The sequence below is a fragment of the Nitrospinota bacterium genome (genome assembly GCA_016217735.1).
Lineage (GTDB): Bacteria > Nitrospinota_A > UBA7883 > JACRGQ01 > JACRGQ01 > JACRGQ01.
On the sequence record JACRGQ010000036.1, the window covers coordinates 24360 to 36441 of the forward strand.

The window sequence follows — 12082 nt, forward strand, 5'->3', positions numbered from 1 at the left end:
TGAAATTTTAACCAGAAAGGATAGGGGACATGATAAAAAGAGGTATTACCGTATTTGCATTGGCGCTCCTGCTCGCGGTTCCGTCCGCGTTTGCGGCGGATGGGGGGGCAATCGTTAAACCGTGTGGCAGTTGCCACAAGCTGACCGGCCCGGCCGTAAAGACCATCGCGGAAGTGAAGGCCCGGAAAGCGCCCGACCTGTTCTACGCGGGCAGCAAGTTTAACAAGGACTGGCTGGTGGGGTTCCTTCAGAACCCGACCGTTATCCGTCCCGCCGGCACCGTGTATGCCAACAACATCAAGACCACGGGCGACACCGACACGGTGGCCGCTCCGCCGAAGTGCGCCTCCAAGCTGAGCGCCGGTGACGCCGCCGCGGCAGCCGATTACCTTATGACCCTCAAGGATGCCAGCATGAAGGCCGGCGTCGCGAAGATCGGCGAATTCTCCAAGGCCAAGGCCAAGATGCTTGTAATCAAGACCGAAGCCTGCAACGGCTGCCACTCCATCGAAGGCAACGGCGGTTTGTCCTGCCCGACGTTTGAAGGAATTGGCAAACGGTTGAACCCGGATTGGGTGTACTCCTTCGTGCAAGATCCGCAGCACTGGGATCCGAAGGTCTGGATGGCAAAGCGTGAGCTTGATGACGCGTCCATGCAGCTTGTTGTGAACTACATCGCTTCGTTGAAATAAGGAGGAGGTTATAGATGAAAACGATGGTAATTTCAAAGTTCTCCGCGGCGATCTTCGCGGCGGCGCTCTTCCTGGCGGGCGGGATGGTTGGTTCGGCCTCGGCGGAAACCGCCGCTGATAATTACAACTTGTACTGTGTTCAGTGCCACGGCACCGCCGGTACCGGCAAAGGGATCAACTCGCCGTATCTGGCGGTTGCCCCCAGAAATCACTCGGATCCAAAAGCGATGGGCGAGCTTTCCGATGCGAACGTCGCGCTGGCTATCAAAGAAGGCGGTTCGGCGGTCGGCAAGTCCACGCAGATGCCCTCTTTCAAGCACAACTTGACCGATGCGGAAATAAAGGACATCGTTGCCCTTCTCCGCACCAAGTGCAAATGCACGGGTGCCGCGAAATAAGGAATAACCTTATTTACAGTTTTTAACGCGCTGTAAAGCGATGGCTTATGGGGGCGGTGAGAAACACTCACCGCCCTTTTTTTATTCAAAGGCTTGCTATCGTCGCGATCCCGGCATTTCCTTCAAAATGATACATAATTGTTTTTCGATACCAATAAGCCGATGGACGATTTTATGATATACTCAAATCCGGCTTAAACCTGAACAAAACATTAAAATGTTGACTTATTTAGAGGGGGAATTGCGAATGGAAATGCGAATGCAAGTGCGGACGGTGTTGAAAAGCTTCACCCTGTTGGATTGGATGATTCACTTTGGGGTGTTTGCGAATATGGTGGTAACGCTTTATATTGTCTGGTATGTAATTACAAAATAAAGGCTGTATATTCAATGTGTTGCGCGTGCGGGAGGTGTGGCTTTGGCACATTGCCTGAAAGCGTGATTTACTAACGTCAATGTCGAGAGCCTGTCCGGTAACTTGGGGTGACGGATGTGGCGGTCTTTTAGAGGGTGATCGCAGTGGAAGAGATTGTTGAGTCAGGGCGAGCGGGAGCGGTGCATCGTCAGCCGATTGTCATTATCGACGATGACAAGGCAATCCGCAAAACCCTTCAATTGCATTTTGAACCTCAAGGCATGCAGGTCATTACCGCGAATTTTGCCAAGGAGGGATTGGAAAAGCTGGAACAACTGGATTCGGCAATCGTCATTCTTGATCTGCGGCTGCCCGATACGGATGGCGTGGAAATCCTCAAGGAACTCGGCAAAACGGGGAAGAACTACTATTCCATCATAATCACCGCGTATCCGGATATGGAGTCCACGGTCAAGGCGGTGCAGTGCGGCGTCGGCGAATACATTCACAAGCCGATAGACATTCAGGAACTGGACATCGCCGTGGCGAAAGCCGAGGATTTTTTCTCCAGCCTCAAGGCAAACAATGAATCGCTCGTGCCCGTGCCGCCGCTGGATAATTCCGACACCGTGTTCGTGGGCAAGGGCCAGCTGATGAAAGAGGTTTTCAAGATGGTGGGGATGGTCTCGATGAGCAAGTCCCCCGTTCTCATAACCGGGGAAAGCGGCACCGGCAAGGAATTGGTGGCCAAGGCGATTCACCTCTCCAGCAAGAATGCGTCATCCCCCTTTATTTCCATCAACTGTTCCGCCATCGTGGACACGCTGCTCGAATCGGAACTGTTCGGGCACGTTAAGGGGGCGTTTACGGGCGCCATAAACGCCAAAGACGGCAAGTTCGCCCTGGCCGGAGACGGAACCATATTTCTTGATGAAATCTCGGAAATGAGCTTTGGTCTCCAGGCGAAAATCCTGCGCGTGTTGCAAGAGCGCGAATTTGAACAGGTGGGGGGAAAGACCCAGATAAAGGCCAACTGCCGCATCCTTTATGCGACCAACAAGAACCTTGAGCAGATGGTAAGGGAGGGGAAGTTCAGGGAAGACCTCTATTACCGCATAAAAGTGATAAACATACACATCCCCCCGCTGCGGGAGAGGGTGGAGGATATTCCGCACCTGGCGCTTTATTTCATCGCGAAAAAAGGGATGGAAACGGATCGCGGCATAAAACATGTTTCCCGCGAGGCCCTCAATTGGCTGATGAATCAGCAATGGCCGGGCAACGTTCGGCAGCTTGAGAATGCCATTACGCACACGGTTATCATGTCCCGCGGCGACAGGCTCTTCCTCAAGCATTTCATGGCGGCCCGCAATGGGAGCGCGGGCAACGAAGAGCCGGCGCAGGAGGCGGGCCTCGATGCTTCCGTGCTTACTCCAAAAGACGGTTATCGCCCGGTCTCCCTGAACGAGGTTGAAAAGGAACAGATCGCCCGGACGCTGAACCACACGAAATGGCACAAGGGCGAAACATGCCGGATACTCGGGATCACCCGCCCCCGTCTCGACAGAAAAATAAAGAAATACGGAATAGTTTCTTTGCATCAATACCTTCAGGACGACTGATGCCGCCGCGGCGAGGGGGGAATGCATGGATCCGCTGATGGACCTTGCCCTTCTTGTCCAGCATGGCGAGAACAGGGAAGCGGTGCTGTGCGCCGAAAAGCTCCTCGCTGAATCGTACACCGTGGAGCAGGTGGTGGAGGCCGTTGCCAAAGGGGTCGCCATCCTCCGCAACAAATGCACCATAGAGAATTTCCAGCTTTTGGACGTGCTGCTTGCCTGCCGGGCGATGACCGAGGTGGTGGACGAATGTGTGGCGATAAAGCTGAAACAGCGGATGGACGGCGCGGCCGGGGATTATGAGCGCGCCGCCGGGGCGCCCCCGCGTAAAACGATCGTCATTGGAACGATTCAAGGGGACGTGCATGACCTCGGGAAGCATGTGATGGCCACGCTGTGCCGCTTCAACAACCTCAAGGTCGTCAATTTGGGAAAAGACGTTCCGGTTGAAAATTTTATTGTCGCCGCGCGCAAAGAGAAGGCCGATTTTGTCGGTGTTTCCAGTCTCATGAGCGTCTGCCTGCCCAAGATAAAAATGATAAAGCCGGCGTTGGCCGCGCAGGGGCTGGAACATGTAAAGGTCATTGGGGGCGGTTCCGCCGTTCAACAGAGCTCCGCGGAAATGCTGCGGCTCGATTACCTTGCCTTCGACGCTTTCGACGGGCTTGACTATCTTTGTAAGACAGTCTGATGCCCCAGCGTGTTGACACATCCGCCATGAACTCCTCGGAACGGGTTTTCTCCCTGTTGAAATTCCTGGAGGCCGACCGTCCCCCCGTTATCCCTGAAATATTCGGCGTGGCCGCCACGCTCACCGGCGAGACGCCGCGCAACTACGTCAGTTCCGGCTCCGTGCTGGCAAAGTGCCAGATCGAAGCGCGGAAGATGATCGGCCACGATGCCGTTTTCGCCGTCGCGGATTTGTGCGTCGAGCCGGAGGCAATCGGCTGCGGCATCGTTTATCCGGAAGACAACTATCCGTATGTGAAGGAACCGGTTATTCAAAATCCCGCCGACTTCAAGAAGCTCTCCGTTCCGGATCCCCGCACCGGCGGGCGGATGCCGGAGATGCTGAACGCGGTGCGTATCCTGAAAAAGGAAATGGGGGGGTGCATCCCGGTTGTGGCGGGGGCGAGCGGCCCGATGACGATAGCCTCGCGCATCATGGATATCGAGAAAATGCTTTATATGATCGTGGATGAACCCGCCCGCTTCCGCGAGATCCTGGATTATTGCGGCGAGGTGTGTTTCACCTGGATGTTCGCACTTGCCGCCGAAGGGGCGGATATCGTGATTATGTCGGATCCCGCGTCTTCGCCTTCGGTGCTGCCGGCGAAAATCTACCGGGAGTTCGCGGAAGGCTCCGTCCATTCCATTTTTACCCGCCTGAAGCAGGCGTTCCCCGAAAAATTCACTTGGTATTCCGTCGCGGGTCCGCTCCAGAACAACACCGCGATCATCAGCTATGCCGGGGCGGACATCACGACGGTTGATTATGTCGTTCCGATTGAAGCGGCGATGGAGTATTCGGGCATTACGGCGATAAACGGAAACGTGAAGCCGCTTCTCTTCCTCGAATCGAACCCGGATGAAATCCGCGCCGAGGCGCGGAAGCTGTTCAAGGCCACGCGGGTGCGGGAGCGCTTTATTTTGGGGAGCGGCTGCGAGATACCCCTGTATTCGGCCGCGGAGAACATCAAAGCGCTCGTGCGGGCGGCTGAAGAAGAAAAAACGTATTTTGAAGAAGTTAACAGCCATTTCAAAGGGGCGAAAACGGTTTCGATCTTTCCGCACAAGAAAAAGATATACGTGAAACCTGGGTCGGTGCTGCTGGATGCCATAAACCATTCCGGCGTTCAGGTAACAAGCTATTGCACCCGGAGCGGTTCATGCGGGAAGTGCCTGGTCAAGCTGAAACGGGGCTCGGCGCATTATCCCGGGGAGCCGGAGTACATCCAGCTTCAAAGCCGGGACGGCGCTCCGGACGAGCGCTTGGCGTGCCACATACGGGTGGACGAGGAAATGGATATATACATCCCCTATTTCAGCAGGATACTTTCCAATTCCGCCGCGGCCGCGGAAGGGTTGATAAAGACGTCCGTTGAGGACGAGGTTGCTTCATACGGCTTTTCCCGCTCAATCGTAATCGAATCGATTGGCGAGGTGTCCCTGATGTCGTTGCCGATGCCGCTTTCCTGCGAAGAGTGGTTACGCGGGAGGTTTCCGGATTTCCGGATCGACCCCGATGTCATGGGCCGGTTTGCGTCGCTTGCGCAAGGGGAGGGGAGGCATCTGTTCGCCGTGCTGGACGCGGACAGGAAGGAGATTCTGGATTTTTCCGTTTCGGAGAAGATATACGGCCTCGCGGTGGATATTGGAACCACCACGATATCCGCATATGTGCATGACCTGCGGGATGGAAAATTGGTTTGTGTCGGCTCCACCGAAAACGCGCAGAACCGGTGGGGGCAGGACATTATCACCAGAAGCACCAGCGTGATCAATGATCCGTCATTGCTTGGCCCGCTGCAGCGGAGCCTCGTTGAAGGGATAAACTATCTTATTTCCACGTTTCACCAAAGCCACTCGCTGCCGAACAATCAAATTTACGATATGACCATCGTGGGGAACCCGGTGATAATCCATCTGCTGCTTGGATTGAACCCGGAACTGCTTACCCAGTCCCCTTTTATTCCCACGGTAACGGGGTGGATTTCCATGACGGCGGGGGACTTCCATCCCCCCGCCGATTTTTCCGTCAATCCGAAATGCAGGGTGGAGGTATTGCCAAGCATCGGCGGGTTCGTGGGGGCGGACGCCGTTGCCGGCGTGCTTGCCGCCTCAATGCATAGAAAGGATGAAATGTCGCTTTTTGTGGATATCGGCACGAACGGCGAGGTGGTTCTGGGGAACAAATCAAAGTTATTCTGCACTTCCGTCGCGGCGGGGCCGGCGTTTGAGGGGCCCAGCCTGACGCACGGCCACATGGTGAGAAACGGGATTATCAGTTCGATGAAGATAAACGGCGGCGGCGAGTTCGTCTTTAAAACTATCGGAGGCTCCGTGCCGCTGGGGTTGTGCGGTTCCGCCGTTATCGATATTTTATCCGAGTTCGTCCGCCACAAGTTGATCGATGACCGGGGGAAATTCCTGAATGAAGCGGAAAACCCGAACATCAAAAATGGGCACTATATCGTGGTCGCCAAGCAGAAGACCGCCATTTTCAAGCCCATTACCGTATCGGGCAAAGATATCGAGGAGATACAGAAAGCGAAATCGGCCATCCGCACGGCCATCGATCTTCTCATAATGGAGGCGCACATACGCCCGGAGGATATTCGCAATATTTATTTGTCCGGCACCTTCGGCGTTTCGATCAACGTCGAAAACGCGAAAATGATAGGGATGATCCCGGATTTCCCTTGGGCGAAAGTCCGGTTTATAAAGAACTCCGCGGGGGTCGGGGCGCGTATCGCCCTGCTCTCCCGCAACGCGCGGATGGAAGCCAGGGCCATCCCCGCCAGCGCGAAATACCTGAATCTCGCGAACCATCCGGAATTCATCGCCCACTTTATCGGGAATATGCTTTTTCCGGCGCCGCGATGAACCATCACTTTTATAAAAGCCTTTTGGATAACGCCAGCGACCTGATTCTGGCGGCCGACGTGGACGGGCGCATCACATACATTAACGGCAAAATCGCCGAATGGGGGTACGACAAGGACGAGCTTTTAGGAAAGCCGATGCTGGAACTGCTGAATGTGAAGCAGATGGGAAACCGCATGAGCGAGCCATCGGAGCTTGGCATCAAGCGGAAGTTCGAGATGGTCATAGAGGACAAGCGGAGCGCCCTGCACCGGGTGGTCGTCAGTTCGTCGCCGTTCCATGATCGCGGGAACAAGATCATCGGCGTCATGGTTATTATCCACGACGTCACCGGAACGCATACTCTCCAGGAAAAGCTTAAGCACGAGGAGCGGCTCGCCTCGCTGGGGCGGCTGGCCACCGGCATAGCGCATGAAATCCGCAATCCGCTTTCGTCCATCAAGATGAATCTCGCCATTCTCGGAAAAAAACTCAAGCTGCGCCCGGACGAACAGGCGCATTTCGAGATCGCCAACGAGGGTGTGGCAAATCTGGAAAAGATCGTCACCGAGTTTATCGACTACGCGAAGCCGATGCCGCTGAAAGTGGGACGGCAAAACCTCCACAAAACCATCGAGGACACCCTGGCGATGGTGGAGCCGCAATGCCTGGAAATGAATATTTCGGTGATCAAGGATTTCACGGCGGCCATGCCGATGGTTTCCATCGACAAGGTGAAGATTCAGCAGGCGCTTTTGAATGTCTTCCTTAACGCCGTCCAGGCTTCCCCAAAAGGGGGCGTGGTGGAGATCGCCACTGCACTTATCGAATCCCCGAACAGCCGCGCGCGGATAGAAGTGCGGGATCACGGCGGCGGCATCAGCGGCGAGGACATTCAGTTTGTATTCGATCCCTTTTTCACCACCAAGAGGCAGGGGACGGGGCTGGGGCTTTCAATTGTGCGGAGCATCATGAAGAGCCACAACGGGACGGTCGACATCGAATCAAAAAACGGCGTTGGGACGGTGGTGGTTCTGGAATTTCCCATCGGCTGAAAAACTCCCGTGTCATCCTGCGGGAGCGTTGGCGGCCGAGGATACCTTTCCCTGCTAGGGCTTCTTTCGTTTCCGCTCTTCCTCGAGATCGTGAAGTTCGGATTCGTTTAATCCGAAGTGGTGGCCGATTTCGTGCCACACCACTTCGCGCACAAGCTCCGTCATCTTTTCCGCGTCTCCATCGGCGAACGCCTCGATTGGTTGTTGAAAGATGGTGATTTTATCGGGCAACGCGCCGAAATATCCCGAATCCCGGTTGATTAGCGGAATGCCTTCGTAAAGGCCCAACAGCACCTCATCCCGCTTGATGCCGACCTCGCCCGATTTTTTGTGGCGGGGCCTCCGCTCAATCACTATTGCCACGTTTTTCATCGCTTCCCGCGCCTGCATCGGCAAGGCGGAGACGGCATCGGCAACAAGGCGTTCGAACATTTCCCTGCGCATATTAAAATCCGGTGTTTGACGGGGTGAAAGATTTCACGTTCATGCTGGATATCCTTCGGAACCAATTCCACCATACGGCAATGAGCGGGATATTTCAATGGACATCGCAAATGCCAAAAAAAAGCCCCGCCCGGAGGGGGGCGGGGCCGGTAAGCCGGTCGTGCCGGTTTAGCGTTTCGGCTGTTCGCCGCGGTCGGCCAACGCTTCCTTGTGGCTCAGGCGGATTTTCCGGGTGCGCTGATCGACGTCGATCACCTTTACCCAAATCTGCTCCCCTTCGGCCATCACGTCGGAAACGTGGTTGATGCGCTTGTCGGAAATGTGGGAGATATGCACCAATCCTTCGGTGCCGGGCGCGATTTCCACAAACGCGCCGAAATCGACGATGCGGGTGATCTTGCCGAGGTAGAGCTTGCCGATGGTGGCCGGCTCAATGATGGTTTCGATGAACGACTTGGCCTTCTCGGCATCGACGCTGTTGGCGGCGAAAATCTTCACGCTGCCGTCGTCTTCGATGTCGATCTGGGTTTTGGTCGCTTCGGTGATGGCGCGGATATTTTTCCCGCCCGGTCCGATGATGGCGCCGATCATGTCGTTCGGCACCTTCATGATGATCATGCGCGGCGCGTACTTTGAGATGTCCGGGGCGACGCTCGGCATGGCAAGCTGCATCTGGTCAAGGATGTGGAGGCGGCCTTTGAGGGCTTGCATCAGGGCCTGCTTCATGATCTCGATCTTGATGCCGGTCAGCTTGATGTCCATCTGAATGGCGGTGATGCCCTTGCGGGAGCCGGCCACCTTGAAGTCCATGTCGCCCAAGGCGTCTTCGATGCCGAGGATGTCGGTGAGGATGGCGAATTTATCCCCTTCGGCGACGAGGCCCATCGCCACGCCGGCCACCGGGGCTTTTATCTTCACCCCCGCGTCCATGAGCGCCAGCGTGCCGCCGCAGACGGAGGCCATCGAGGAGGAGCCGTTGGATTCCATGATCTCGGAGACGATGCGCAGCGTATAGGGGAATTCCTTCGCGTCCGGCAGCGTCCAGAGGAGCGCGCGCTCCGCCAGCGCGCCGTGGCCGATTTCGCGGCGGCCCGGTCCGGGCGCGCCTTTCGTTTCGCCCACCGAGAAGGGGGGGAAATTGTAGTGGTACATGTAGTTCTTGTTGGATTTGCCCTCGATGTTATCGATGAGCTGCTCGTCTTGGCCGGTGCCAAGCGTGACGGCGACGATGGCCTGCGTTTCGCCGCGGGTGAAGAGCGCCGAGCCGTGCGCGCGCGGCAGCAGGCCGGTGCGGATGGTGATCGGGCGAACCTCGGTAAGGGTGCGGCCGTCGGCGCGCAGCCCTTCGTTCAGTATCATTTCGCGCAGCACCTGCTGCTCCACGTCGTCGTAAGCGCCCTTTATTATCTTGCCCGCCGTTGCCTTGTTCTCGGCGGTGATGTAGTTGTCGACCAGCGATTTTTTGACATTCGCCATCGCTTCGATGCGGGCGTGCTTGTCTTTTATGCAGATGGCGTTTTTGATGTCGCCGCGGTGGACTCGGATTTTTTCGTGCCATTCGGTGTCGCGGTTGGCCGGGGCGAAGGCCATTTTCGGGCGGCCCACCTTCTCGGCCAGCTCTTTTTGCGCCGCGCAGAGCTTGTGTATGGCGGCGTGCGCCAATTCAAGCGCCTGTATGAGAAGTTCCTCGGAGATTTCCTTGGCTTCGCCTTCCACCATGGTGATCGAATCGTCGGTGCCGGCGATCACGATGTCCATCTGGCTCTTCTTGCGCTCTTCGGCGGTGGGGTTCACCACCAGCTTGCCGTCGATGTAGCCCATCCGCACGGCTCCGACCGGTCCATGGTACGGGATGTTGGAGACGAGCAGCGCGGCGGAGGATGCGATGACCGACAGAACGTCGGGTTCGTTTATGGCGTCATAGGAAAGGGCATAGGTGAATACCTGCGTATCGTTCATGAAACCGTCCGGGAAGAGCGGGCGGATGGGGCGGTCGGCGAGGCGCGAGGTGAGAATTTCGCGCTCGGACGGCCGCGCTTCGCGGCGGTGGAAGCTTCCCGGTATTTTGCCGGAGGCGTAAAATTTTTCACGGTAGTCCATGCTGAGGGGGAACCAGTCCTGCCCTTCCTTGGGGGACGCGGCGGAGGTTGCGGCGCCGAAGACGATGGTTTCGCCGCAATAGATCATCACGGAGCCGCCGGCTTGACGGGCTATTTCGCCGGATTCGATGGCGATGGTTTTTCCGCCGATTTCAATTTCCACTCTGGTAGCAGCCATAGTTCAGATTCTCCTAAGTGTTACGAAAAGCCACGATGGCAGATTCGGCCGCTGTACTGCACATGGAACAATCGTATTCATGGCTAGTCGGCCGGAAAACGGAGGATCCGCGCCTATTTGCGCAGACCCAGCGATTCGATGATGGTTTTGTAGCGGCTAACTTCAATCCGCTTGAGGTAATCAAGCAACCGGCGGCGGTGGTTCACCATCCGCAACAGGGAGCGCCGGGAGTGGTTGTCTTTCTTGTGTGTTTCAAAGTGCTTGGTGAGGTAGCTGATCCGCTCGCTCAGGAGCGCCACCTGCACTTCGGGCGAGCCGCAGTCGTTTTCGCTTTTTTTATGGGTTCCGATGATCTGGGTCTTCTTTTCTTTCGTTAATGGCATAGTCCTGTTTCTCTTGCTCTTTCTTTGTTAAACTTTTTTATTTCAGCGCAGAAATGTATCACAAGCGGCGCCGTTTTGTAAAGGACTTTTATGGAAGCGGAGGAGGGGGGGTTAACGGTAAATATCTTCCAGCGCCGCAAGCAGCCGTTTTTTGGCCTCTGCGATTGAGGTGTCCTCCATGCGGCAGCCGCTGGCGCGGGCATGGCCGCCGCCGCCGAATTGTTCAGCCAGCTTGTTCACATCCACGGCGTCGGTGCGGCTGCGCAGGCTGATCCGGAGCTTTCCTTTTTCCTTTTCGCGTATCAGGAAGGCGGTCTCCACCCCCTTGATGGCGAGCGGCTGGTTGACGAACCCTTCGTCGTCCATTTTTTTGCCGATTTCAGAGTTCATAAAGGCGTAATCGAGCCAGGCGGTGGCCGCTTTGCCCCCATGGTGCAATTCAATGGATTCGATGACTTTGGCAAGTCCGATCTTGGTTTCGATGGGGTCGTTGTAATAGAGGCGGTCGGCGAGAATATCCGGCACGGCGCCGGCTTCGACCAACCGGGCCGCCAGCCGGAAGACGGCGGGGGTGACATTGCTGAAGCGAAAACGGCCGGTATCGATGCTTAAGCCGACGTACAGCGCTTCGGCGCTGTTGGCGTCGAAGGTTTTGCCCAGTTCATCGTATAACATGGCGACGATCTGCGCGCTGGCGGCCGCCTCGGGGATTATGAGGTTCACCGTCCCGAAGTTCTCGCAGCTTATGTGGTGGTCGATTACCAGCATTTGGGCGTCTTTTTTCAGCAACGTTACCGTCGCGCCGACGCGGTCCATGTGCGGCGAGTCGATAATGATCGCGGCGTCGAAGGATATTTTTCCCCGCATCGATTCGTCGAACGTCTCGATAATGTTGTAGGCGTGCAGGAAACCGAGCTTGTCCTGCGGCGGATCGGCGCAGATCACGTGGAAGCTCTTGCCAAGCTGGCGAAGCAGGCCGGCCAGCCCTAAAATGCTGCCGACGCCGTCGCCGTCCGGGTTGACATGCGAGGTGAGCAGGAAGTTGTCGTTGTCCCTGATAAACGCCGCCGCTTGTTTAACTGCCATCGGCGTAATGGTACCATACCGGTATGGCAAAACAATTCCGATTTACAGGTGTTGCGAGCAAATAGAAATGTCCGGTTTTGGAGCACATTACTTGTCCGGTTTTCCAAAATTACCTTAGCCGTGATTCTTTTTCAAGCGGCCTTCTTTTTTGTCTGTTTTACCTCCTTTCCCGTTACGTCGTAAAGCGC

10 protein-coding genes are annotated in these 12082 nt (G+C 56.1%); 6 read left to right on the top strand and 4 right to left on the bottom strand.

The window, feature by feature from the left end:
- The first annotated feature begins 29 nt into the window (after positions 1-29).
- The 6 genes from HZA03_05965 (at position 30) to HZA03_05990 (ending at position 7704) form a co-directional block, all read left to right on the top strand.
- Entirely contained in the window at positions 30-692 is a 663-nt protein-coding gene (locus HZA03_05965; protein ID MBI5637501.1) for a cytochrome c, read from the top strand.
- An 83-nt stretch (positions 693-775) separates the two neighbouring features.
- The gene (locus tag HZA03_05970; GenBank protein ID MBI5637502.1) at positions 776-1090 is read left to right on the top strand and encodes a cytochrome c; all 315 of its coding nucleotides are present in this window, start codon (positions 776-778) and stop codon (positions 1088-1090) included.
- Positions 1091-1609: 519 nt separating this feature from the next.
- Positions 1610-3067 (top strand): sigma-54-dependent Fis family transcriptional regulator, encoded by a 1458-nt coding sequence (locus HZA03_05975; GenBank protein MBI5637503.1) that lies wholly within the window; start codon positions 1610-1612, stop codon positions 3065-3067.
- 25 nt (positions 3068-3092) lie between these two features.
- The gene (locus tag HZA03_05980; protein ID MBI5637504.1) at positions 3093-3755 is read left to right on the top strand and encodes a cobalamin B12-binding domain-containing protein; all 663 of its coding nucleotides are present in this window, start codon (positions 3093-3095) and stop codon (positions 3753-3755) included.
- Positions 3755-6670: a DUF4445 domain-containing protein gene (locus HZA03_05985; protein ID MBI5637505.1), complete on the top strand. Its 2916-nt coding sequence runs from the start codon at positions 3755-3757 to the stop codon at positions 6668-6670. The genes HZA03_05980 and HZA03_05985 overlap by 1 nt, the downstream gene beginning before the upstream one ends.
- A 23-nt stretch (positions 6671-6693) precedes the next feature.
- Positions 6694-7704, top strand: coding sequence for a PAS domain-containing protein (locus HZA03_05990; protein ID MBI5637506.1), 1011 nt, complete (start codon positions 6694-6696; stop codon positions 7702-7704).
- Positions 7705-7758: 54 nt separating this feature from the next.
- On the opposite strand, the gene HZA03_05995 is transcribed toward HZA03_05990, so the two are convergent.
- The 4 genes from HZA03_05995 to HZA03_06010 form a co-directional block, all read right to left on the bottom strand.
- The gene (locus HZA03_05995) at positions 7759-8136 is read right to left on the bottom strand and encodes a metallopeptidase family protein (GenBank protein ID MBI5637507.1); all 378 of its coding nucleotides are present in this window, start codon (positions 8134-8136) and stop codon (positions 7759-7761) included.
- 180 nt (positions 8137-8316) lie between these two features.
- Positions 8317-10425, bottom strand: a complete 2109-nt coding sequence (pnp, locus tag HZA03_06000; GenBank protein ID MBI5637508.1) for a polyribonucleotide nucleotidyltransferase — start codon at positions 10423-10425, stop codon at positions 8317-8319.
- A gap of 113 nt (positions 10426-10538) precedes the next feature.
- Complete coding sequence (rpsO, locus tag HZA03_06005; protein ID MBI5637509.1) at positions 10539-10808, bottom strand: 30S ribosomal protein S15; 270 nt, start codon at positions 10806-10808, stop codon at positions 10539-10541.
- 111 nt (positions 10809-10919) lie between these two features.
- Positions 10920-11894, bottom strand: coding sequence for a bifunctional oligoribonuclease/PAP phosphatase NrnA (locus HZA03_06010; GenBank protein MBI5637510.1), 975 nt, complete (start codon positions 11892-11894; stop codon positions 10920-10922).
- Positions 11895-12082: the final 188 nt, after the last annotated feature.